The sequence below is a fragment of the Hymenobacter nivis genome, assembly GCF_003149515.1.
Lineage (GTDB): Bacteria > Bacteroidota > Bacteroidia > Cytophagales > Hymenobacteraceae > Hymenobacter > Hymenobacter nivis.
The window spans coordinates 4,715,816-4,738,831 of record NZ_CP029145.1 but is presented as its reverse complement, the minus strand read 5'-3'; the positions used below and the strand labels follow the sequence as shown (position 1 = coordinate 4,738,831).

The following is a 23,016-nucleotide window of genomic DNA, read 5'->3' as shown; positions in this document are numbered from 1 at the left end:
ATACGGTGAAGTAAGCGCAAGGACATCATTTCTTAACAAGCGTTGCAAGAGCGAGCGGCCCAGAGCCCTACAAGATTATGGCATCGGTAGCGCGCCTTTACCGCACCTAGCCCATCGGGCGCGGGCTGGCCCGACGCGCTACCTTGCGGCCGTTCCCATTCGACACAACGGCTTGATGAAGCGGCACTTTGAGGTTTTAGACGGCTTGCGCGGCACGGCGGCGTTGCTCGTAGTGGCGTTTCACCTGCTGGGCAGCTTCTTCCACAACTACCAAGATAACCCGCTGCGGCACGGGTACCTGGCGGTGGATTTCTTCTTTTTGCTGTCGGGCTTCGTGGTGGGCTACGCCTACGACGACCGTTGGCCGGCCCTTACCGTCCGCGACTTTCTGCGGCTGCGCCTCGTGCGCCTGCACCCGCTGGTGGTGCTGGGCGTTGCAGTGGCGGCCCTCTGCTACTGGTTCGACCCGTACGTGGAGGGCCTGCAGCGCGGCGCGGGGCTACAGCTTGTGCTGAGCATGGCCCTGGGGGCCCTGCTACTGCCCTCTCCACCCCTGCCCAACCGCATTGCAATGACCCAGCTTAACAGCCCGGGCTGGTCGCTGCTGCAAGAATACCTAGCTAACATAGCCTATGCACTCGTGGGGCGGCGCCTGGGGCCCCGGGCGTTGCTGGCCGTAGTGGCGCTGGCGGGCACGGCCCTGGTAGTATTGGCGGTGCACCACGGCCACCTGCACGGCGGCTGGCGCTGGGACAACCTGCGGATGGCGCCGGTGCGGGTGGCGTTTCCGTTTGCGGCCGGGCTGCTGCTGTACCGCCGTGGTATTCGCATCCGCTTGCCCGGGGCCTATTGGGTGCTATCGGTGCTGCTGGGGGCCGTGCTGGCGGCGCCGGCATTCCAGCCCGCGGGGCCCTACGAGGCATTTTGCGTGGTGGTGGTGTTTCCGTTCATTGTAGCGGCGGGGGCGGGCACCTACTCCGCGGGGCGATTGGGGGGCCTGTGCCGGGCGGCCGGGCGGCTGTCCTACCCACTCTACCTGCTGCACTTTCCGTTTGTCGAAATCTTCGCGCACTGGGTGAATGCCACAAACCCGTCCTTCCCGCGGGCGGCGGCGATGATGGGCGCGCTCTTCGGCTTTTTTCTAGTGCTGGCCTGGGCCGCCCTGCGGTTTTACGACGCCCCAGTGCGGGCCTGGCTAAGCGCCCGCGCCCAACGGCAGCAGCCCACGCCCCAGCTGCGCAACGGCTGAATGGGCGCTAAGGCCCCTGGGCGTCGCCACACCGCGCTCCGGAAGTGAGTGCTAGGGGCCCCGGGCGCAACAAAAAACCCCGTCGCCAGGGCTGGCAACAGGGCTTCTAAAAAAGCGGATTCAAACAATTCGTTACCAGATTTTGGCGCGGTCGGCCTGGGCGCGCACCATTTTGGAGTTGTCCTGGCAGCCGAAGGCTTTGTAGAACTCGGGCATGTTTTGCAGGGGCCCGATGGTGCGGAACTGGTTGGGCGCGTGCGGGTCGGTGAGGATGCCCATCCGGGTGGCCTCGGGGCGCTCGTTGCTGCGCCACACCTGGGCCCAGCTCAGGAAGAAGCGCTGCTCGGGCGTGAAGCCGTCGAGCTTAGCCTGCTCCTTGGCCTGCGGGGTTTTCTCAAACGCCTGGTAGGCGATGGTGAGGCCCCCGAGGTCGGCGAGGTTTTCGCCCATCGTCAGCTTACCGTTCACGTGCACCGAATCCAGGGGCGAGTAGGCATCAAACTGCTTGCCCACCACGGCGGCGCGGGCGTTAAATTTCTCACCGTCCTCCTTGGTCCACCAGTCCTTCAGGTTGCCCTGGGAATCGTACTGGCGGCCCTGGTCGTCGAAGCCGTGGGTCATTTCGTGGCCAATCACGGCGCCGATGCCGCCGTAGTTCACCGCGTCGTCGGCCTTAGGGTCGTAGAACGGGGGCTGCAAAATGCCGGCCGGGAACACGATTTCGTTCATGCCCGGGTTGTAGTAGGCATTCACCGTGGGCGGCGTCATGCCCCACTCGGTGCGGTCAATCGGCTTGCCGAACTTCTTCAGGTTGTCGTGGGTGGCCCAGGCGCGGGCGGCCAGCACGTCGTTCAGGTAGCTGGCGCGGGTGATGGTGAGGGCCGAGTAGTCCTTCCACTTGTCGGGGTAGCCAATTTTCACGGCGAAGGCGTTCAGCTTCTTGATGGCCTCCACCTTGGTAGCGGCGCTCATCCAATCCGTGGCGTTGATGCGCTCGGCATAGGCGGTGCGCAGGTTCTCAATCATCTCCTTGGCGCGGGCCTTGGCGGCGGGCGAGAAGGCCTTCTCCACGTAAATCTGGCCGAAGGCTTCGCCCAGGGCCCCGTCGGTGCTGCGCAGCATGCGCTTCCAGCGGGGCTGCTGCTGCTTGACGCCGCTCAGCACCTGCGCGAAGCGGAACCGCTCGTCGCCGAACTGCTGCGGCAGGGCCCCCACCAGGCTGCTGGTGAGGTGCCAGCGCAGGTAGGTTTTCTGGTCGAGCAGCGGCTCCGATTTCAGCATGGCGCTCACCTCTTTTAGGAATGCGGGCTGGCCCACAATCACTTCCTTGGCCGTGCCCAGGCCCTCGGCCTTCAGCATCAGCGGCAGGTTGAGGTTCGGGAAGGCCTTGTTGGCCTGGGCCACCGTCAGCTTGTTGTAGTTGGCGTAGGGGTCGCGCAGGTCCACGGGCTTTTTGCTGGCCTTGGCCAGGCGCGTCTCGATGCGCATGACGGCGGCGGCGTGGGCCTTGGCGGCGGCGTCGAACTCGCCGAGCAGCTTGAAGGTGTTCACCAGATAGGTCTGGTACGCGGCGCGGATGGATTTCGAGCGCGCGTCCTGGTCGAGGTAGTAGTCGCGGTTGGGCAGCGAGAGGCCGCCTTGCGAAAACTGCACCGCATACTGCGAGCTGATTTTATCGTCGGGCGACACGCCCGACTCGAACCACGCGCCACCGAGCGAGATGGTCGGGTCGGAGAGCAGGCGCTGCATCTCGGCCAGGTTTTTCACCGCGTCGATGCGGGCCAAATGGGGCGCGAGGTAGCGCAGGCCGGCTTTGTTGATGGCGGCCGAATCCATGGCGGCGGCGTAGAAGTCGCCCACCTTTTGCAGGTTCGAGCCCTTGGTGGCCGTAGGGGCCTGCTGGGCCGACTCATCCAGAATGGCGCGCAGCGTGGCGTTGTTGCGCTCGGCGAGGATGTTGAACGAGCCCCAGCCGCTCTCAGCGGCCGGGATGGGCGTGTTCTTCATCCAGTTGCCCGACGTGTAGTGGTAGAAATCATCGCATGGGCTCACCGATGTGTCCATGCCGGTCAGGTCGAGGCCGACGCCCTTCACCACGGGGTCGGGGGCAGGGGCGGCGGCAACGGGTGGGGCGGCCGGCGCGGGCGCGGCGGCCGTAGCAGCGGGCTTGCTGCTGGCGCAGCTGGCCAGGGCCAGCGCGGCAGCGGCCACGGCCGCCAGGGGCAGGTGGGATGCTTTTGACATAAGAAAAAAGGGAAAGATGGGGCGCCGTGGCCAGCGCCCGCGCCAAAATTTAGATGGGCGCAAAGTAAAGGCATAAAGTACATAAGCCGTGCGCCGTCCGGCCCACATTCCGGGGCCCCCCAAACCCGCGGGGGGGCCTGCTTGTATCTTGCGGCCATGCCGCTCTACAACCGCCGTTCCGAAGCGCCCGTGCCTGTGCCCCCGCCGCCCGCCCCGCTGGGGCTAGCCGAGCTGCTGGGCCGCGTGCGCCTGGCCCTGCACCGCCAGTTTCCCGAGTCGTACTGGGTAGTGGCCGAGGTAGCCGACCTCACCCGGCCGCGCTTCGCCGGGGGCCACTGCTACCTCACCCTCACCGAGCAGGCCACCGACGAGCGCGGCCAACCCACCAAGGCGCAGGCCCGCGCCACGCTCTGGAGCCAGCGCTACCAGCAGGTGGTACCGGCCTTCGAGGCGCACACCGGCCAGGCCCTGCGCCCGGGCCTACGGCTGCTGCTGCGGGTGCAGCTGCGCTTCCACGAGCAATACGGCCTGAGCCTCGACGTGCTGGCCCTTGACCCCAGCTACACCGTGGGCGAGCTGGCCCGCCAGCGCCTGCTGGCCCTGCAAACCCTCGAAATAAAGGGCTTGCTGGAGCGGCAGAAGCGGCTAGCCCTACCCCTGGCCCCGCAGCGGCTGGCGGTCATCTCCTCCCCCACCGCCGCGGGCTTCCAGGATTTTGTGCGCCAATTAGAAGAAGCGCCCTACGATTTCGCCCTCACCCTGTTCCCGGCCATGATGCAGGGCGACGAGGCTCCCGCCAGCATCCGGGCGGCGCTGGATGCGGTGCGGGCCCGGCGCGGGCAGTTCGAGGCCGTGGTAATTATCCGCGGCGGGGGCAGCAAAACCGATTTGCTGGCCTTCGACGACTACGGCCTAGCCGCCGCTGTGGGCGCCTTCCCGCTGCCTGTACTCACGGGCATCGGCCACGAGCGCGACGAGGCCCTGGCCGACCTAACGGCATACCAGGCCCTGAAAACGCCCACCGCCGTGGCGGCCTTTCTGGTCGAGCGCCTGGCGCGGGTCGATGGCCTGCTGCACCACTTGGCCACCAAAATCCGTACGGCCGCCGGCCACCACCTGCGCCAACGCCACGCCCACCTCGACCGCCTCACGGCCCGGGGCCGCGCCGCCGGGCAGCGCCACCTGGCCGCTGGCCGCGCCGCCCTGCACCAGCGCGCCCGCCAGGCCGCCCAGGGCCCCCGCGAACAGCTGCGGCAGCAGGCCCAGCGCCTCGAGCGCTTCCGCCACCAGGTGCCGCGCGCCGCGCGCCGGGTCCTGGCCCACGAGCTGCTGCTGCTGCGCCAGCGCGCCCGGGCTTTGCAGCAGCGCTTTGCCCGCCACCACCAGCGGCGGCGCGAGCACCTGCTGCACCTGCGCTACCGGCTGGAGCTGGCCGCCACCCGCCACCTGCACCGCGCCGAACGCCGCCTCTGGGCCCTGCAAGCCAAGCGCTAAGCGCGGCCCGTCCACCTTCGCATCCTTAGTTGTCAGTTGTTAGTGAACTTATAAATTATTGACTGACAATTGACAACGAGCAACTGACAACCCGCCTACCTTCCCAGCCGCATTCCTGCTTCCCCCATGCCCACCTACGCCGAATCTTTAGCCGAACTCGAAACCATCCTGCGTGCCCTCGAAACCGATGCCGTGGATGTGGACGACCTCACGGCCCGCGTTGAGCGCTCGGCCGAACTCATCCGCCGCTGCCGCCATAAGCTGCGCCACGCCGAAGCCTCGCTCGACCGCGTATTTGACGACCTCGACAATGACGAAGAGGGCCCCGAGCCCGACGAGGAAAACGACGAAACGGACGATGAGGAAATACCCGAAGACGACACCGACGAGGAAGACGACGAGGAAAACAACGACAGCGAGAGCGACGATGACAGCGAGGACGACGACCGCGACCAAGCCGGGGGCGCTGGCCGCCCCGCCCCCCCAGCCTGGAAATTCTAGCCCAGCCCACAGCGCAAACTTTATAGGCCGCGGCGCACGCTGCTTGCAGCGCAGCAAGTGTTTGGCTTGCTTGAAGCTATAGCCCACGGCTGGCACCAGGCGGGCGGCACTGGCCGGGTGATTGGTGACCGTCGCGCACAGGAGCTGTACGCCGGTGAGCAGCTTCACGCCGCCGTCTGTGCGAAGGCGGTGCCGTCCCCCGGCCATTCTGATGATCTGACTGACGGGGCAGCCGGTAAGCAAGCAATCAGGAATTACGCACTGGGGCATCCAGTGGCCCCAGGGGGGCGGCCCGTTGGTAGCGAGCAATTGATTAGTAAATAGGACTACGCAAAACGATGCCTTTTAGCCCCAGCGGGGCGGCCTGTTGGCAGTAAATGGCTGTAAGTAAACGTTAAAGCCCCGGCGGAGCGACCCAATCGTTAGGGTCGCCCCGCCGGGAATTTAGTTCTACTAATCAATTACTTATTACCGAAAGACCGCCCCGCTGGGGCTATTGGATGCCCGGTTGCGTAAGTGCTAGTAAAGTCAAAGCCCCAGTGGGGCGACCCACACCCCAGGGCCGCCCCGCTGGGGCTTTATTACTCATTAACAGCTGTTTACTACCGACGGGCCACCTCGCTTGGCCTGAAAGGCAACATTTTGCGTTAGTCCTATCAATGCTTTACCTTGTGCCCGGCGGCTAAGCCACCGCTGGGCCGGGGCCCCGTGGCGACTGGGGCCCCGGCCCAGCGCGGAGCACGGGCCAAACCGAGAGCGGCGGCAGTGCACTGGCCAGTTTGCCGCAGCACAGGCAGCAGCAGTTGCCAGTAGGCCGCCGCCACTTGGGCTCCGGGGCAGCAACCGGGCGCAAAATCAGGCCCCCAGGATACCCAAGGCAGGCAGCAAGGGCATTTTTCAGGTGGCAGGTGGGGCCTGCGCCCGGGGGCCCGGGGCGGTTCCGCGGCTTAATGTATTACTATATGGCTATAAATTAGTAACTAGCAGCTAGTGCTTCACCTCAGTTTTTTTTGATAGCCATGCGTAAGCTCCTCCCCATACTGCTGCTGGCCTGGGCGCTGGCCGTACCCGCGCGCCTAGCGGTGGCCCAGGCCACTTTGCCGCCAATAATCGACCGCGAACTGCTGTTTGGCGACCCTGAGATTTCGGGGGCCCAACTCTCGCCCGACGGCAAATTCCTATCCTTTATCAAGCCCTACCAGGGCACCCGCAACTTGTGGGTGAAAGAGTTGCGGGCCCCCTTCACCAGTGCCCGGCCCATGACTAGCGAACAAGCGCGGCCGGTGCGCACCTACTTCTGGAGCCGCGACGGCAAGTATTTGCTGTACGCGCAGGACAAGGGCGGCGACGAGAATTTCAACATCTACGCCGTGAACCCGGCGGGGGCCCCGGCGGCCGGCCAAGCCGTGCCCGCCGCCCGCGACCTCACGGGCCTGAAGGGCGTGCAGGTGCAGATTCTCAACGTGCCCCTGACCGACCCCAACACGCTCTACATCGGCCTGAATGACCGCGACAAGGCCTGGCACGACCTGTATAAGCTGAACCTGGCCACGGGCGAGAAAACGTTGGTGCGCCCAAATACCGACCGCATCAGCAGCTGGGTGTTCGACTGGAACGACCAGCTGCGGCTGGCCGCCCGCGCCAACCCCGACGGCAGCACCGAGTGGCTGCGCGTGGAGGGCAACCAGCTGGCGCCTTTCTACAAAACCTCGATTGACGAGCAGAGCGCGGTGGAAGGCTTCGCCAAAGACAACCAGCATGTGTACCTGACCACCAACCGCGGCGCGGCCCGTAACCTGACCGAAATTATGCTACTCGACCCCACCACCGGCCAGGAGCAGCCCTACCAGGCCGACCCGCTCCGACGCGTGGACGTGGGCGGGCTGGTGCTTTCGGAGAAGACGCACGAGCCGGTGTTCGTGAGCTTTGAGGACGACCGCCTGCGCCGCGTGTGGAAGGACAAGGCCTTCGAGCAGGACTTTGCCAACGTGGGCCGGCAGCTGCCGGGGCTGGATGTGGTGCCCGTGTCGAACACCACCGACGAGCGGCTGTGGCTGCTTTCGGCCAGCTCGGCCACCCAGCCTGGCGTGGCGTACTTGTTTGACCGCCAGACTAAGCAGCTCACCAAGCAGTACGAAACCCGGCCCCAACTGCACGCCGCCGACCTGGCCGACATGAAAGTGGTGCGCTACAAGTCGTCGGACGGCCTGGAGATTCCGGCGTACCTGACCTTGCCCAAGGGCGTGGCGGCCAAGAGCCTGCCCGTCATAATTTTGCCCCACGGCGGGCCGTGGTCGCGCACGGCTTACGGCTTCAACGCTTTGCACCAGTTTTTGGCCAACCGGGGCTACGCCGTGCTCTCGCCCAACTTCCGGGCCAGCACCGGCTACGGCAAGCAGTTCCTGAACGCCGGCAACGGCGAGTGGGGCCGCAAAATGCAGGACGACCTGACCTGGGGCGTGCAGTACTTGGTGGCCCAGGGCATTGCCGACCCCCAGCGCGTGGGCATCATGGGCGGCTCGTACGGCGGCTACGCCACGCTGGCGGGCGTGGCCTTTACCCCCGATTTGTACAGCGCCGCCGTGGCCATCGTGGCCCCGTCGAACCTGACGACCTTGCTCAACGCCATTCCGCCCTACTGGGAGGCCGGGCGCAAGCAGATGTACGCCCGCATGGCCGACCCTGGTACCGCGGAAGGCCGCGCGGCCCTGGCCCGCATGTCGCCGCTGGGTTCGGCCGACAAAATCAAAACCCCGCTGCTAGTGGTGCAGGGCGCCAACGACCCGCGCGTGAACAAGGCCGAGGCCGACCAGATTGTGGTGGCCCTGCGCGACCGCCACTACCCCGTGCAATACCTGCTGGCCCCTGACGAAGGCCACGGCTTCGCCCGCCCCGTGAACAACATGGCCATGTACGCCGCCACCGAGAAGTTCCTGGCCACCCAGCTGCACGGCCGCTACCAGGCCGGCATGACGCCCGCCGTGGCCCAGCGCCTGGCCGAAATTACGGTGGACCCCAAAACGGTAACGCTGGCCGCACCCATCACGGCCATTAAGTAGGAGGCTAACCATCGCATTTTCAAAGTAAAAGGGCTTCGTGCACGTGCGCACGGGGCCCTCTTTAGTGCGGTTACCGCTCACTTGGCGCAGCATATGCGGCTGCTGAGAGTCCGGGCTCGGACATAGCTGCCCCGGGGCCCTAAACCAACTCCGTGGCCGGGTTCCAGAACAGCTTTTCAAAGTCCACCACGGTATCGTCTTCCACGCGCACGCCCTCGGCTTCGAGGCGCTCCTGCATGGCGGTGGGCGTGGGGAAGTGGCCGCGCCCAGTGAGCTGCCCCAGCCGGTTCACGACGCGGTGGGCGGGCACGGGGGCCTCGCGGCGCAGCGTGGCGGCGTCGAGGTTGGCAGCCATCAGGGCATAGCCCACGGTGCGGGCCCCGCGGGTGGCCCCCAGGTAGTGGGCAATAGCGCCGTAGCTGGTGACGCGGCCCGGCGGCACGAGGCGCGTCACCTCGTGCACATCGGCGAAAAAATTGCGCGCCGGGGCGGGCGCATCGGGCGGCGAGGCAGGCTTTTTCATGGCCTGAAAGTAGGTAGCGGCCGCCACGTGCGCCGTGCAACCCCAGCGGGGGCCCTCCGTCCTTGCCTTTCGCTGAACCCAATTAGCCAGCCACCCGTTAGCGGAGCTTGCCGCCGGCTATACTTTGGCGGCTAAGTAGTTCGTTTTCATGCGCGTTGCCCCGTCGCCTCCACCTTTCCTGCGCTAGCCCGCCGCTTGCATTACCTTCTCTCCATGCGCTTTCTTACTTCGGCTCGCCCCTTTGTGGCCTGCGGAACCCTGGCCCTGCTGGCCGCCTGTAGCTCCAAAGCCGACGAAAAAGGCGGTAAAGACGCCAAAAAGAACAACGGCCCCGCCTTAGTCGACGTGCTGGTGGCCCGCCCCTCAGCCGTCACCGATTCCATTGAGGCCAACGGCGCGGTGGTGGCCAACGACTACGTGGAGTTGCACCCCGAAGTGAGTGGCCGCCTCACCTTTCTGCAAGTGAACGAGGGCCGGCGCGTAAGCAAGGGCAGCATCATCGCCCGCATCAACGACGCCGACTTGCAGGCTACGTTGCAGAAAACCAGGGCCCTGCTGCAAGTCTCGCGCCTCTCGCAGGACCGGCTGGAAAAGCTGCTGAAAATCCAGGGCGTGAACCAGGCCGATTACGACTTGGCCGTGAGCCAGGTACGCAGCAACGAAGCCGATGCTGCTTACACCCAGGCCATGCTGGCCAAAACCGTCATCCGGGCCCCCTTCACCGGGGTGCTGGGCCTGCGCCAGGTGAGCCCCGGGGCCTACGTGACGCCCACCACCATCATCGCTACGCTTCAGGCCGACACCAAGCTCAAGGTTGATTTCACGCTGCCCGAGGCCAACGGCGGCGTGGTGCACCCCGGCTCCGTGGTGATGGTGCGCCTGGCCGGCAACCCGCCGCGCCGCTACCCCGCCACCGTGCTGGCCCAGGAAAGCCAACTGAACCAAACCACGCGCAACCTCACTGTGCGGGCCCTGCTGCCGCCCGGCGCGCAGGCCAGCCCCGGGGCCTTCGCCAAGGTGAGCGTGAGCACCGGCGCGGCCCGCCGCAGTGTGCTGCTACCCACCAACGCCATCATGCCCGGCGATAAATCAGACCAGGTGGTGCTGGTGAAAAACGGCAGGGCCGTGCTGCAAAACGTGCGCACCGGCGACCGCAAGGATGACCAAATCGCCGTCGTCAGTGGCCTCGCCGCCGGCGACTCGGTGGTGACGAACGGGGTTTTATTTACGCAGCCCGGCAAGCCGGTGAAGGTGCGCAAGGCGAAATCTGTGAATTAAAAAGAACGTCATGCTGAACGTAGTGAAGCATCTCTACCGCGTAAGTAATCATAATGATTAGAGTCAGCTACGCGGTAGAGATGCTTCGGCTGCGCGGACACCAGATGAGCACGACGTCCTTTTTTGCGCTGTATTATACCAAAGCATGAACATATCCGAATTATCCCTCAAGCGCCCGGTACTCGCCACGGTTTTCAACCTGCTACTGCTGCTGTTCGGCGGGGTGGGCTTTTCGTTTCTGGCCCTGCGCGACTACCCGGCCATCGACCCGCCGATTATCAACGTCAGCACCGCCTATACGGGGGCGAATGCCGACGTGATTGAGAACCAGATAACGGAGCCGCTGGAGAAGCAGATCAACGGCATTCCGGGCATCAAGTCCATCGTCAGCAGCTCGTCGCTGGGGTCGAGCAACATCACGGTGGAGTTCAATTTGGGCGTTGACTTGGAAGCCGCCGCCTCTGACGTGCGCGACAAGGTGGGCCAGGGCGTGCGCTCCCTGCCGCAGGACATTGACGCCCCGCCGGTGGTATCGAAGTCGGACGCCAACTCCGATTTCATCCTCATCCTGGCCGTGCAGAGCCACACCAAGAGCCTACTGGAGCTGAGCGACTTTGCCGAGAACAACTTGCAGCAACGCTTCCAGACCATCAACGGGGTGTCGGCCATCAACATCTTTGGGCAGCAGCGCTACGCCATGCGCCTGTGGCTCGACCCGACCAAGATGGACGCCTACCACGTGTCGTTCACCAACGTACAGCAGGCCCTGAACGCCGAAAACGTGGAGGTGCCGGTGGGCAAAATCTACGGCGGCAACACCGAGCTGACCATCCGCACCATGGCCCGCTTCTCTACCGAGGAGCAGTTTCGCAACCTCATTCTGCGCGAGGACAAAAGCGGCATTGTGCGCCTCGGCGACGTAGCGCGCATTGTGCTGGGCCCCGAAAATTACGAGCAGAGCTGGAAGCTGAACGGCGCCTACGCCGTGGGCATGGCCATCATCCCGCAGCCGGGCTCCAACTACGTCGAGATTGCCAACGAGTTCAACAAGCGCCTGGCCGAGGTGCAGAAGGAGAACAAGTCCGACATTCAGATGAAGGTGATAGTGGACAACACCAAGATTGTGCGCGGCTCGATTGAGGAAGTGGAGGAAACCCTGGCCATCTCGTTCGGGCTGGTGGTGCTGGTTATCTTCTTCTTTTTCCGCAACTGGCTCACGGCCCTGCGCCCGCTCATCGACATTCCGATTTCGCTGATTGCCACGTTTTTCATCATGTACCTGGCGGGCTTCACCATCAACATCCTCACCCTGCTGGGCATTGTGCTGGCCACCGGCCTGGTGGTGGACGACGGGATTGTGGTGACGGAGAACATCTTCCGCAAGCTCGAAGAGGGCATGAACATCAAGGACGCGGCGCGCGAGGGCAGCAAAGAGATTTTCTTCGCCGTTATCGCCACCTCACTCACGCTGGCGGTGGTGTTCTTGCCGGTGATATTTCTGGAAGGCTTTACCGGGCGCTTGTTCCGCGAGTTTGGGGTGGTGGTGGCCGGCGCAGTGCTGATTTCGGCCTTCGTGTCGCTCACCATCACGCCGGTGCTCAACGTAGTGTTGCACCGCGAAAGCGGCAAGGAGGGCGGCAGCGGCCACGGCAAGCTGTACGACCGTACCGAGCCCTTTTTCCGGGGCATGGAGAGCTGGTACGGCCGCATCGTGGGCAAGTTTTTGCGGGTGCGCTCCCTGGCCTGGGTGGTGGTGGCGGCCTGCGCGGGCCTCATCTACTTCATTGGCAAGGGCTTGCCCACCGAGCTGGCCCCGATTGAAGACCGTAGCAGCGTGCGCCTGATTTTGACCGGGCCGGAGGGCACGAGCTTTGGGGCAATGGAGAAAATCAGCGACCAGGTGGCGGCATTTGTGAACGACTCGGTGCCCGAAAATGATTTTGTATTTTCCCGCACGCCCGCCGGTGGCAGCGTGAACACGGCGCAGGTGCGCGCCGGCCTGGTGCCACCTGACCAGCGCAAGCGCACCCAGGACCAGATAGCCAAGTATTTGACCCACAACACTAAACGCTTCAACGACGCCCGCATTTTCGTGGTGCAGGAGCAAACCATTGCCGTGGGCTCGGGCTCGAAGAGCAGCGTGCCGGTGCAATTCGTGCTGCAAACCACCGACCTTGAACGCATCCGCGAAGCGCTGCCCAAGTTCCTGGCCGCTGCCCAGCAAGACCCCACATTCCAGAATGTGGACGCCAACCTCAAGTTCAACAAACCCGAGGTGCAGCTCACGTTCGACCGCTTGAAAATCAGGGACCTGGGCCTGACTACGCAGGACGTGGCGGCGGCCGTGCAGGGCGCGTTTGGGGGCCGGCGCATGGCCTACTTCCTGCGCGATGGCCGCCAGTACCAGGTCATCGGGCAGGTGGACCGCAGCGCCCGCAGCGCACCCAACGACATCAGCCGCCTCTACGTCACCAACAGCCGGGGCGAGAGCATTCCACTTTCGGCGGTAGTACACCAGACGGAAAACTCCAACCCGGCCACGCTCTACCACTTCAACCGCTTCAAGGCGGCCACCATTTCGGCGCAGCTGGCCGAAGGTAAAACCGTGGGCGATGGCGTGCGCGCCATGCAGGCTATCGCCGATAAAGTGCTGGACCCTGACGTATTCCAGACAGCGCTCACCGGCTCATCACGCGACTTTGCCGAGAGCGCGGGCAACACCACATTTGCCTTTTTGCTGGCGCTGGTGCTGATTTACCTGCTGCTGGCGGCGCAGTTTGAGAGTTTCCGCGACCCGCTCATCATCCTGCTCACGGTGCCGCTGGCGCTGGCGGGGGCCCTGCTCAGCCTGTGGGCTTTTGGGCAGACCATCAACATCTTCTCGCAAATCGGAATGATTATGCTGATTGGCCTGGTGACCAAAAACGGCATCCTCATCGTGGAGTTTGCCAACCAACAGCGCGCGGCAGGCCTACCCCTGCGCGAGGCCGTGCAACTGGCGGCCCAGCAGCGCCTGCGCCCTATTTTGATGACTTCGCTGGCCACCGCGCTGGGGGCCCTACCCATTGCCATGAGCCTGGGCGCGGCCAGCACCAGCCGCAAGCCTTTGGGCACCGTTATCGTGGGCGGCATTCTGTTCTCGCTGGTGCTCACACTATTGGTGATCCCCGCCATCTATACATTCATCGCCAAGGAGCCCAAGCCAGCGGCTGAAGGCGCGGGCGAAGCAGTGGCGGCGCACGAGCCAGCCGAGGCGGTGGCGTAGCGCCGCCCGGTAAGCGCCGGGGGCCCCGGCGCAGTTAAAACGATTCCCTAAGCAGCGGGCGGCATTCGTCCATCCGCCCATCCGATTCGATGAAAGTATTTATTGCCTGGCTTTTCCTTATTGCCTGCGGCGCGCTGAAACCCGCCGGGGCCCAGACGCAGCTAAAACCGCCCCCCGCCCTGCCGTCGGCCGACAGCGTGGCGCGCCCCCAGGCCCCCACCCTCACGCTGCGCGATGCGCTGCAAACGGCCCTCAAGAACAGCCTCGACATCCAGATCAGCCAGACTAACGTGGCAGTGCAGGATTTATATAACTCGGCGGGCTTCGCAGGGGGCCTGCCCACGGTGGGTATTGCGGCCAGCAACAACGTGGTGATTAACAACACGCAGCAGGAGTTTAACACCGGCCTGGGCGTGACGCGCGTGGGGGCCCGGTCCTCGCAGTACAACGTAGGCCTGACGGGCTCCTACCTGCTCTACAACGGGGGGCGAGTGGTGGCCACCCGCGCCCGCCTCGGCGAGCTGGAGCAAATCAGCCAGCTCCAGCTGAACTCGACGGTGCAGAACGTGCTGGCCGACGTGAGCCTGAAGTACTACGCCGTGGTGCAGCAGCAGCGCTACATCCGCACCCTGGAGGCGTCGGCCGAGGTGTCGCGGCAGAAGCTGGCCCTCATCAAGGCGCGCCAGAGCGTGGGCCTGGCCAACAACGCCGACCTGTTCCAAGCCCAGCTCGACCTGAACGCGCAGCTGCAAACCAAGCAGCAGCAGGCCCTGGCCGCCCAGCAGGCCACTGCCGATTTGCTCCGCTCCCTGACCCTCGACCTCGATACGCGCATGGCCGTGGAGGACACCATTCCGGTGGACCAGGACCTGCGCTGGGAAGACATCGACGCCTCGCTCACCAAAAACCCCGACCTGCTGGCCGCCGAGCGCCAGGTGCGCGTGAATGAGCTGCTTGAGCGCGTGGCCCGCGCCAACCGCTCCCCGTCGCTGTCTATTAACTCGGGTACCAACTTCGCCCGCAACCAGAACGCGGTGGGCGTCACGCTCTTCAACCAGAGCTACGGGCCCTACGCCGGCCTCAGCCTGGGCGTGCCCATCTACACGGGCGGCATCAACAAGCGGCTGGTGAAAATTGCCCAGCTCAACACCCAAACCGCGCAGCTGCAACGCACTGCGCTAGAGCGCAACTATCGCACCAACGCCCTGAAGGCCTGGGAGGCCTATCAGCAAACCCTGGCCCTGGTGAACACGGCCCAGGAAAGCTACACCACTGCCAAAAAGCTCCTTAACTTAGTGCAATTGCGCCTCGACGCCGGCCTCTCGACGCTGGTCGACGTGAAGCTGGCCCAGCAGAGTTTTGAGGACGCCGGCTACCGCCTGGTAAACTACCGCTACAACGCCAAATCGGCCGAAATTACTTTGCAGCAACTAGCGGCGCTGCTTACGCCGTAAGGCGATGCGGGGGCCCTAGGGGCCCCACCGTTACTCAGCAAAAAGGCCGACTCCATTCCTGGAGCCGGCCTTTTTTATTGTTCCTAGTAGAAGCACTTTCTACGATACCGCCTTGGCGCCCAGTACCTTATCGGGTGTGATGGGCAGGCTGCGCACGCGGCGGCCGGTGGCGTGGGCCACGGCGTTGGCCACGGCGGCGGACACACCCACCATCGAGATTTCGCCGATACCCTTCACCCCCATCGCGTTGATATAGGGATCGTGCTCGTCCACAAATTCCACGGTCATTTCCGGGATGTCGGCGTTGGTCGGGATGTGGTAATCAGCCAGTGAGGCGTTGGTGTAGCGGGCCAGGTTCTGGTCGCGCACAGTGTTTTCCATCAGCGCGCAGCCGATGCCGAAAATGCTGCCGCCGATGATTTGGCTGCGGGCCGTTTTGGCGTTCAGGATGCGGCCGGCGGCGTGCACGCTCACCCAGCGGGTCACGCGCACGGTGCCCAGCTCGGGGTCCACCTTCACTTCACAGAAGTGGGCCCCGAAGGAGTGCATGGAGTGGTGGCCCACTTCGTCCTTCTTGGTGGGGTCGGCGTTGGCGGCGGCCTGGGCGTCTTCGTAGCCGCTGCCGTAGCGACCCTGGCCGTTGCCTTCGATGTCGCTCAGGTCGGCCCGCTTCATTACGTCGGCGAAGCCTTCGCCCTTGCTGGGGTTGGCCTTCAGCTGCAAACGGCCCATTTTGGCCTCCACGTCGGTAATCTTGGCCTTGAACAGCGGTGATTTCTTGTCGAGCACCGCTACTTTGATGAGCTTCTGCCACACGTCCTGCACAGCCAAATACACCGACGACGACACCGTGCCGGCGGCTACCGAGCCGCCCGAGTTGGGGGCCGTGGGCAGCTTGGTATCGCCCAATTCGAAACGGATTTTCTCCATCGGCAGGCCCAAGCCGTCGGCGGCCACCTGGGTTATTACGGTGTAGGTACCGGTGCCCAGGTCGGTGGCACCGCTTTGCACCACGGCGTGGCCGTCGGCGTAAAGGCGGGCGCGGGCCGTGCCCTGCGAGTTGTGCACCGGGTAGCTGGCCGTAGCCATGCCCCAGCCCACCAAGAGCTTACCGTCGCGGGTGGCGCCGGCCTTGGGGTTGCGCTTGCTCCAGCCAAACAGTTCGGCACCACGGGCGTAGCACTGCTTCAGGCTCTTGCTGCTCCACTGCTGGCCGGTGCTGGGGTCCTTCTCGGCGTAGTTGCGCAGGCGAATTTCCAGCGGGTCGATGCCCAGCTTTTCGGCCAGGTCGTCCATCGAGCACTCGATGGCAAACGAGCCGGGGCCCTCGCCCGGGGCCCGCATAAACGTGGATGTCATCACGTTGGCCCGGGCCAACTGGTACGTCGACTCGAAGGTGGGGCACTCATACAGCATGTTGATGATCTTGCTGTTGGGCTCGGCATAGTTATCCCAGGGCGACGTCGTGGACGTTTTCTCGTGGATGAGGGCCGTGAGCTTGCCGTCCTTGGTGGCCCCGATTTTCAGGGTTTGCTCCTGGTCTTCGCGGTGGCCCATGCTCGTGAACATCTGGGGCCGCGTGAGCGAGAGTTTCACCGGCCGGCCCACCGCCTTGGCGGCCTGCACCGTGAGGATGGTGTGGGGCCAGCACGAGCCCTTGCAGCCGAAGCCGCCGCCGAGGTACTTGGTCACCACCCGCACCTGCTCGGCCGAGAGGCCCAGCATGGCGCTCAGCGACTTCTGGGTGCGCGTCACGCCCTGCGTCGAGTCGTACACCGTCAGCCGGTCGGGGGCCTCCCAGTGCGCGGTGGTGGCGCCGGGCTCCATCGGGTTGTGGTGGTTGATGGCGTGGATGTACCTGTGGGTGAGTTGCACCGGGGCCGCCGCGAAGGCCGCCCGCGCGTCGCCGCGCTTGGTATGGCCGTCGGTTTTGCCGTCCTGCACCTTCTCGGGGTCATATAGCTGGGCTTTCGGGTCTTCGTAAGAAGCCAGCGGCTTTTCGGCCGCTATTTGCACTTTCAGCAGCGTGGCGGCGTACTGGGCGTGCTCCAGCGTGTCGGCCACTACCACGGCCACGGGCTGGCCGGCGTAGTAAATCTGGTCGCCGGTAAGCGGCAGAAAGCCCATGGGAGCCCCAATGGCCTTCTTGCCCTCGGCGTCGTTGGGGGTTTTGGCCAGCTTTGGAATATTCTGGTGGGTGAGGATGGCCAGCACGCCCGGCTGCTTCTGAGCAGCACTGGTGTCGAAACCCGTGATGCGACCTTTGGCCACGTCGCTGGTTTTGAGCACGGCGTGGACGATGCCGGGCAGGTTGTTGTACTCGGCCGAGTACCTGGCTTGTCCCGTCACCTTGGCGTAGCCGTCGATGCGGCTTAGCGGCTGCCCCACCACGCCACCAGCGGGGTTGGTTTCAAAAAATTTCGGTTCGGTATCCATGATTAAGCTGTTAGCTGTTAGCGGGGGCCTTTCAGGCGGCCCTTGGCGGTTGGCTTATTAGGTTGCAATAAAATGGCTTCCGGGGCGCGCTCGCCGAAAGCTAAAAGCTATCAAGCTAAGCGCTAACAGCTAATAAGGCCTGCACGAGGGTGTTCTGGGCCAGCTCCACTTTGAAACGGTTGTCGGCGCGGGGCTGGGCCCCGCGCAGCGCGGCGGCGGCGGCGGCGCGGAAAGTGACCTCGGTGGCCGGGGCCCCCGTCAGCACTTTTTCGGCCTCGGGGCTGCGCCAGGGCTTGGTGCCCACCCCGCCCAGGGCCACGCGGGCCGAGCGGATGGTACCGCCCTGCACGTCGAGCCCCACCGCGGCCGAGACCAAGGCGTAGGCATAGCTGGCGCGCTCGCGCACCTTCAGGTAGGTTGAGCGGCGGGCGTGGGCGGCGGCCGGGATGGTCACGGACACAATCAGCTCGCCGGGCTCCAGTACGGTTTCGCGTTGCGGCGCTTTGCCGGGCAGCACATAGAATTCCGTGACGGGCACGCGGCGCTGCTTGCCCTTGGCATTTTCCAGGGTCAGCACGGCGTCGAGGGCTGCCAGGGCCACCGATAAGTCGCCGGGGTAGGCCGTGGCAATGCAGGCGCTGCTGGTGCCGAGGATGGCCAGGTTGTGGTTGTCGCCCTCCAAGGCCGGGCAGCCCGAGCCGGGCACGCGCTTGTTGCACGGAAACGCCGCATCGCGGAAGTACCCGCAGCGCGTGCGCTGCAAGATGTTGCCCCCGATGCTGGCCATGTTGCGCAACTGCGGCGAAGCCGCCAGCAGCAGCGACTCCGACACGGCCGGGTACTGCTGCAACACCAGCGGGTGCTCGCCCACGTCGCTCATGCGCTCCATCGCACCGATGCGCAGCCCGTCGCTGGTCTGCTCAATACCTTTGAAGGGCAGCAAATTGATGTCCACTAGTTGAGAGTGTTCCTCCAAATTGGCCTTCATCAAGTCTAGCAGCGTGGTGCCGCCGGCAATGTAGGCGGCCTGGGGGGCCCCCTGGCGGAGGCCGGTGGCCTCCTTGGCCGTTTTGGCCTGGGTGTAGCTAAAGTTATTCATCTTAAATCAATTAAGAATTATGAATTAAAGATTGCGGCTGAAAGGAGGACAGGCGGCAATAGCCGGTTCCCCAATTCATAATTCATAATTTTTAATTTTTAACTCCGCCGGCCACCTCCCGCACGGCAGCCACAATGTTGGGGTAGGCACCGCAACGGCATAGGTTGCCGCTCATCCACTCGCGGCACTGGTCGTCGGAAGTGGCGTGGCCTTCCTTCACACAGGCCACGCCCGACATAATCTGGCCCGGCGTGCAGTAGCCGCACTGGAAGCCGTCGTGCTTGAGGAACGCCTCCTGCATGGGGTGCAGCTCGTCGCCCTTGGCAATACCCTCGATGGTAGTAATTTCCTTGCCCTGGTTCATCACGGCCAGCGTGAGACAGGAGTTGATACGGCGGCCGTCCACCAGCACGGTGCAGGCGCCGCACTGCCCGTGGTCGCAGCCTTTTTTGGTGCCGGTCAGGTCCAGGTACTCGCGCAGGGCGTCGAGCAGCGTCACGCGGGGCTCGGCGCGCAAGGTACGGGCCGTACCATTGATGCGCAGCGTGAGGTCGGTGGGGCCCTCCAGGGTGCTGGCGGGGCCGGCCAGCCGGCCGGCAAAGCCGGTGAGGGGTGGGGCCAGGGCTAGGCCCAGCAGGCCCCCGGCCTGCTTCACAAACGAGCGGCGCGAACCGTCGGGTGCGGCACCGTCGGCGGCCGCGCCGGGGGTAAGGTCGTGGTTCATCAGAAAAGGGAGATTAAGCGGTAAGTGCTGGCACTACGGCCGGCGCAGTATATACATGCAATACCTAACTTGACAAGTAGCATACCCAAATAGTTACCAGTTTTTACAATTTAGATCCTGTCTTAATAACCAATTAATCAATATCTTATTTCCCTGTTTCCGCGGCCGGCAGGGCTTTCAGTTCGGCCAGGGCCTGCGCGGTTTCCTTGCGGTTGTCGTCTTCTTGTTCCTCCTTGTCGGCAGGCGTTGTTTTGGCCGATGCGAAGAAGGTGAGGATGTTGGTACGCACGGGCGGCGTAACGCCGGCGAATTTTTCGCGGGCCAGCTTGCGCACCCATTCGCTGTAGGTTTTGTCGGCCAGCGCGTACTCGCCAAAGCGGGTGTTGCTGCCGGTGTCGAAGTCCTGGTTGGCCAGGGCGGGCGCGGGCGCCCGGGGCCCTTGCTGGCCCAGCAGGCCGCAGTACGTTTTGACGACGATGGCGAAGCTGGCCCGGAAGATCTTTAGGGCCGCGGGCGTGGGCGGGCGGAACGCGAACGGCTTCAGGGGCCCCACTTTGGGTAAAATGCCCACGAATACCGACAGCACCCGGGCCCCAAACCCGGGGCGCTCGTACTTATGGCCGTAGAGGTGGCGGTACTCTTTTCGGTTTTGGTGGTATACGAAGGTGCGGCGCTTGATGCCAGGGGTGAGCTTGCGGATTTCCTTTTTCTGGTAATACCAGGCCGAGCGCGACGCCAGCGGAATGATGCGCTGCACGGTGAAGCGGAACGTGGCAATGCTCACATCGGTGTTGAGAAACACCTTGCCCAGCGCCAGGCCGTAGGTTTTCTCAAAGGCCCGCTCCAGTAGTTCCTTCGATACTTCGAACCCGATGGCGTTATGGTAGTCCTCGGTGCGGTAGCGGCCAGCAGCCACCTGCGTCACGTCAAAAGCAAACTCGAGCTGGATGTGCTGCTTGGGGCCCTCTTCGTAGGTGATGACGTTGCCAAACTTAGCCTTCAACTCGGGGTAGACTAGGGGCATGGCGCGGTTGGTACCCTCGGCGTGGCCCTGCAAGTCGGCGGCGTAATGGGCCAGGGCCCCTAGGGCAAACGCATACTCGTTGCGGTCGTGGGCCCCGTCGAGCAGGTTGCGCACGAAGTCGCCCGAGCGCACGTAGTGAGTGAGGTTAGTAAATAAGGAGGCCCCCAGCGGGTAGTAGCCCATGTCCTGGATGATGGCCCCGCCGTAGGCAAACGCCTTGGCTTTCAGCAAGTCCTCAGCCGTCGCGCCGGGGTAGCGGCGCTCCAGGGCCGGCACCAGGCAGGGCTTCCAGCACGAATCGACGTTGGCCTGGTGCGTGAGCACGGAGTAGGCGGCGGCCGGCGCGAGGCCCAGGGCGCTCACTAGTAGCAATAGCACAAAGAATCGGAACATAGCTGGCCTGGGGCGCGAGGAAAACGTGAGAATAGCGCTGACGAAAGCGTAGAAATAAGCCTTAACCGCAGCACAGAACCCCAAAACGCCCCAAACGGCAAAGCGCCGCCCGGCGTTGCCCCGGGGCCCCGGCCAAAAGCAGTACCCAAAAAAATTCCCCGCCTCCGGGACGGAAACGGGGATAAAGGCTGCCAGCAAGCGACGGTGCAGAGAAGGAGGGATTCGAACCCCCGGACCTGTTACAGTCAGCGGTTTTCAAGACCGCCGCAATCGACCACTCTGCCACTTCTCTGGATAAGAAAAGGCTACAAAGCCGGTTGCTGACAACAAAAAAGGCTCTTTCTGCATTAGAAAAAGCCTTTTGTAGAGAAGGGGGGATTCGAACCCCCGATACCGTTGCCGGTATAACGGTTTTCGAAACCGTCGCATTCGACCACTCTGCCACCTCTCTATCGGGCCCCCGAGTGGTTCGGGGAACGCAAAAGTAAGAACCAGGGCGCCGCGAACAATAAGGCGCGCGCATTTTTTATCGCCCGGGCCCCGGCGGGGTGCGCTTACCGGTTCATTTTCAGCGGTTCCTTGGCCGTTATTTTTTTGAAACGGCCGGTCACCGCGTCCACGCTCACGTTCACCTCGAAGCCGATGATGAGCGTCATGCACACAAATTCAAGCCACACCATGAAGCCCACCAGGGCCCCAATGGAGCCGTAGAAATGGTTGTACGAATTGAAGATGCGCACGTAGAGCGTGAACAGGAACGACACCAAAAAGATGAGCAGCGTGGCCACCACGGCCCCCGCCGAGAGCAGTGGCCACTTATCATGCACGGGCGGCACGAAGTAGTAGATCACGCACGTCGTGCTCAGAAACAGCCCCAACAGCGAGCCAAACCGCACCGCCGTCAGCACGAGGTCGGTGTAGCGCTCGGGCACAATCTCGTAGAACACCAACCCGTCGATGAGGTAAGTACCGAAGAAAATACCGGCAATGGCCAACACCAGAATCGACGCCAGCACAAACGTCAGCGCCGTGGCAATCAGTCGTTTGCGAATGTAGCTACGATGCTTAAAGTTGGGATACTTCTTCTCGAACGCGTCGAGCAGGGCCATGATGCCGTTGGAGCTGAGCACCAGGGCCGTGCCAAACCCGAACGAGAGCAGGCCCCCGTGCGGAATGTTCACGATATCCTCGATGGTGGAGGCCGTGGCGGCGTACAGCTCAGGCGGCATAAAGTCGCCCAGGAACTGCAAAATGTCCACGTTCAGGTTCGGCACCGGGATGTACGGGATGAGCGTGAACAGGAAAATAATGGTCGGGAACAGGGCCACCGTGAGGTTGAAGGCCATGTAGGCGGCGCGCTTTTCCAAGCTGTCGAGGCGCAGCTCCAGCAGCACGCAGTCCAGCACATCGTACAGCGAGGCCTGGCCGCCAAAAAGCCGGAACCGCTTCAGCCCCACGATGACGCGCCGGTACGGCCGCTGCTGGCGCAGGTCGGGCAGATGGGCGCGGCGACGGAGGGCGGGCGAGTGCATGGGCGGGGCGTTACTTACCAAAGGCAGCCGGCGCGGGCGCGTCCGTCGGCACGGACTGAACACCGCCGAGGGGCCCCGCCGTTTCGTCGTCGCTAAAATACGGGGCCAGCTTGCTCGCAATAGTGGCTGGCACCGGCACGGGCCGCCCGGTGGTGGTGCTCACAAATACCATCAGCGTGTGCCCTTCGGTGAGCAGCTCGCGGGCCTCGTTGTAAATCTCGTACTCGAACAGCACCCGCGAGCCCTCGGCGGGCTGCTTCAGCAGCAGCCGGATGGTGAGCAGGTCGTCGTAACGGGCCGGGCGGCGGAAGCGCGTGCGCAGCTCGCCCACCGGCATCCCCACACCGTCGGCCTCCAGGTCCTTGTAGCGAATGCCCAACTGCCGAAACGCCTCGGTGCGCGCCACCTCAAAAAACGCCGCGTAGTTGCCGTGGTACACGTAGCCCATCTGATCAGTTTCGGCGTAGCGCACGCGGATTTGGATATCGGAAGTGTACATTTTTTTTTGTTTTCTGGCTATTTGAAAGCTGTTTATTAGATCAATAAGAACGTCATGCTGAGCGCAGCCGAAGCATCCCTACTGCGGCAGTAATCAATATATAGTCAGCGGGAGAGATGCTTCGGCTGCGCTCAGCATGACGTTCTTTTAATTTGTCAAACAACTATACTGCTCACGAAGTGGAATGCAAAAACGAAGTAAGGTGCGGGGCTGTCCCCGCCCGTCCTTGAACGGTTCAATCA

General features: G+C 63.8%; 15 protein-coding genes and 2 tRNA genes. 7 read left to right on the top strand and 10 right to left on the bottom strand.

The genetic code is table 11. The features are described from left to right. Positions 1-175: 175 nt before the first annotated feature. Positions 176-1,249, top strand: a complete 1,074-nt coding sequence (locus DDQ68_RS21045; protein ID WP_109658052.1) for an acyltransferase family protein — start codon at positions 176-178, stop codon at positions 1,247-1,249. Positions 1,250-1,381: 132 nt separating this feature from the next. On the opposite strand, the gene DDQ68_RS21040 is transcribed toward DDQ68_RS21045, so the two are convergent. Further along, positions 1,382-3,493 carry a M13 family metallopeptidase gene (locus tag DDQ68_RS21040; RefSeq protein ID WP_109658051.1) on the bottom strand — a complete coding sequence of 704 codons (2,112 nt, stop codon included), beginning with the start codon at positions 3,491-3,493 and terminating at the stop codon, positions 1,382-1,384. Between the two features lie 156 nt (positions 3,494-3,649). On the opposite strand from DDQ68_RS21040, the gene xseA reads away from it, so the two are divergent. From xseA to DDQ68_RS21025, 3 genes are all read left to right on the top strand, one after another. Beyond that, complete coding sequence (gene xseA / locus DDQ68_RS21035; RefSeq protein WP_109658050.1) at positions 3,650-4,987, top strand: exodeoxyribonuclease VII large subunit; 1,338 nt, start codon at positions 3,650-3,652, stop codon at positions 4,985-4,987. Between the two features lie 126 nt (positions 4,988-5,113). After that, positions 5,114-5,488: an exodeoxyribonuclease VII small subunit gene (gene xseB / locus DDQ68_RS21030; protein ID WP_109658049.1), complete on the top strand. Its 375-nt coding sequence runs from the start codon at positions 5,114-5,116 to the stop codon at positions 5,486-5,488. Between the two features lie 1,019 nt (positions 5,489-6,507). Then, on the top strand, positions 6,508-8,547 hold the full coding sequence (locus DDQ68_RS21025) for a S9 family peptidase (protein ID WP_109658048.1): 2,040 nt from the start codon (positions 6,508-6,510) through the stop codon (positions 8,545-8,547). 139 nt (positions 8,548-8,686) lie between these two features. Here the strand turns inward: DDQ68_RS21025 and DDQ68_RS21020 are convergent, their stop codons facing one another. Continuing rightward, entirely contained in the window at positions 8,687-9,070 is a 384-nt protein-coding gene (locus DDQ68_RS21020) for an MGMT family protein (protein ID WP_109658047.1), read from the bottom strand. 213 nt (positions 9,071-9,283) lie between these two features. Here DDQ68_RS21020 and DDQ68_RS21015 point away from each other — a divergent pair, with 213 nt between their 5' ends. From DDQ68_RS21015 to DDQ68_RS21005, 3 genes are all read left to right on the top strand, one after another. Then, on the top strand, positions 9,284-10,348 hold the full coding sequence (locus DDQ68_RS21015; protein WP_109658046.1) for an efflux RND transporter periplasmic adaptor subunit: 1,065 nt from the start codon (positions 9,284-9,286) through the stop codon (positions 10,346-10,348). A gap of 145 nt (positions 10,349-10,493) precedes the next feature. Further along, positions 10,494-13,613, top strand: coding sequence for an efflux RND transporter permease subunit (locus DDQ68_RS21010; RefSeq protein ID WP_109658045.1), 3,120 nt, complete (start codon positions 10,494-10,496; stop codon positions 13,611-13,613). Between the two features lie 89 nt (positions 13,614-13,702). Beyond that, entirely contained in the window at positions 13,703-15,067 is a 1,365-nt protein-coding gene (locus DDQ68_RS21005) for a TolC family protein (RefSeq protein WP_109658044.1), read from the top strand. Positions 15,068-15,166: 99 nt separating this feature from the next. On the opposite strand, the gene DDQ68_RS21000 is transcribed toward DDQ68_RS21005, so the two are convergent. The 8 genes from DDQ68_RS21000 to DDQ68_RS20965 all read right to left on the bottom strand — a co-directional run bounded on the left by DDQ68_RS21000 (position 15,167) and on the right by DDQ68_RS20965 (position 22,774). After that, positions 15,167-17,503 (bottom strand): xanthine dehydrogenase family protein molybdopterin-binding subunit, encoded by a 2,337-nt coding sequence (locus DDQ68_RS21000; RefSeq protein ID WP_109658043.1) that lies wholly within the window; start codon positions 17,501-17,503, stop codon positions 15,167-15,169. A 115-nt stretch (positions 17,504-17,618) separates the two neighbouring features. Next, positions 17,619-18,602 (bottom strand): FAD binding domain-containing protein, encoded by a 984-nt coding sequence (locus tag DDQ68_RS20995; RefSeq protein ID WP_109658042.1) that lies wholly within the window; start codon positions 18,600-18,602, stop codon positions 17,619-17,621. A 91-nt stretch (positions 18,603-18,693) separates the two neighbouring features. Continuing rightward, entirely contained in the window at positions 18,694-19,326 is a 633-nt protein-coding gene (locus tag DDQ68_RS20990) for a (2Fe-2S)-binding protein (RefSeq protein ID WP_109658041.1), read from the bottom strand. Positions 19,327-19,471: 145 nt separating this feature from the next. Then, positions 19,472-20,743, bottom strand: a complete 1,272-nt coding sequence (locus DDQ68_RS20985) for a zinc dependent phospholipase C family protein (protein WP_109658040.1) — start codon at positions 20,741-20,743, stop codon at positions 19,472-19,474. 207 nt (positions 20,744-20,950) lie between these two features. After that, a tRNA-Ser gene (locus DDQ68_RS20980) sits at positions 20,951-21,035 on the bottom strand. 72 nt (positions 21,036-21,107) lie between these two features. Continuing rightward, positions 21,108-21,194: transfer RNA gene (locus DDQ68_RS20975), tRNA-Ser, on the bottom strand. Between the two features lie 103 nt (positions 21,195-21,297). After that, positions 21,298-22,275 (bottom strand): YihY/virulence factor BrkB family protein, encoded by a 978-nt coding sequence (locus DDQ68_RS20970; RefSeq protein WP_109658039.1) that lies wholly within the window; start codon positions 22,273-22,275, stop codon positions 21,298-21,300. Positions 22,276-22,285: 10 nt separating this feature from the next. Continuing rightward, complete coding sequence (locus tag DDQ68_RS20965) at positions 22,286-22,774, bottom strand: acyl-CoA thioesterase (RefSeq protein WP_109658038.1); 489 nt, start codon at positions 22,772-22,774, stop codon at positions 22,286-22,288. Positions 22,775-23,016: the final 242 nt, after the last annotated feature.

What these genes read in the sequence shown, in the direction of transcription:
- DDQ68_RS21045 (WP_109658052.1), top strand. Translation starts at nt 176, where the DNA reads ATGAAGCGGCACTTTGAGGTTTTAGACGGCTTGCGCGGCACGGCGGCG.
- DDQ68_RS21040 (WP_109658051.1), bottom strand. Translation starts at nt 3,493, where the DNA reads ATGTCAAAAGCATCCCACCTGCCCCTGGCGGCCGTGGCCGCTGCCGCG.
- xseA (WP_109658050.1), top strand. Translation starts at nt 3,650, where the DNA reads ATGCCGCTCTACAACCGCCGTTCCGAAGCGCCCGTGCCTGTGCCCCCG.
- xseB (WP_109658049.1), top strand. Translation starts at nt 5,114, where the DNA reads ATGCCCACCTACGCCGAATCTTTAGCCGAACTCGAAACCATCCTGCGT.
- DDQ68_RS21025 (WP_109658048.1), top strand. Translation starts at nt 6,508, where the DNA reads ATGCGTAAGCTCCTCCCCATACTGCTGCTGGCCTGGGCGCTGGCCGTA.
- DDQ68_RS21020 (WP_109658047.1), bottom strand. Translation starts at nt 9,070, where the DNA reads ATGAAAAAGCCTGCCTCGCCGCCCGATGCGCCCGCCCCGGCGCGCAAT.
- DDQ68_RS21015 (WP_109658046.1), top strand. Translation starts at nt 9,284, where the DNA reads ATGCGCTTTCTTACTTCGGCTCGCCCCTTTGTGGCCTGCGGAACCCTG.
- DDQ68_RS21010 (WP_109658045.1), top strand. Translation starts at nt 10,494, where the DNA reads ATGAACATATCCGAATTATCCCTCAAGCGCCCGGTACTCGCCACGGTT.
- DDQ68_RS21005 (WP_109658044.1), top strand. Translation starts at nt 13,703, where the DNA reads ATGAAAGTATTTATTGCCTGGCTTTTCCTTATTGCCTGCGGCGCGCTG.
- DDQ68_RS21000 (WP_109658043.1), bottom strand. Translation starts at nt 17,503, where the DNA reads ATGGATACCGAACCGAAATTTTTTGAAACCAACCCCGCTGGTGGCGTG.
- DDQ68_RS20995 (WP_109658042.1), bottom strand. Translation starts at nt 18,602, where the DNA reads ATGAATAACTTTAGCTACACCCAGGCCAAAACGGCCAAGGAGGCCACC.
- DDQ68_RS20990 (WP_109658041.1), bottom strand. Translation starts at nt 19,326, where the DNA reads ATGAACCACGACCTTACCCCCGGCGCGGCCGCCGACGGTGCCGCACCC.
- DDQ68_RS20985 (WP_109658040.1), bottom strand. Translation starts at nt 20,743, where the DNA reads ATGTTCCGATTCTTTGTGCTATTGCTACTAGTGAGCGCCCTGGGCCTC.
- DDQ68_RS20970 (WP_109658039.1), bottom strand. Translation starts at nt 22,275, where the DNA reads ATGCACTCGCCCGCCCTCCGTCGCCGCGCCCATCTGCCCGACCTGCGC.
- DDQ68_RS20965 (WP_109658038.1), bottom strand. Translation starts at nt 22,774, where the DNA reads ATGTACACTTCCGATATCCAAATCCGCGTGCGCTACGCCGAAACTGAT.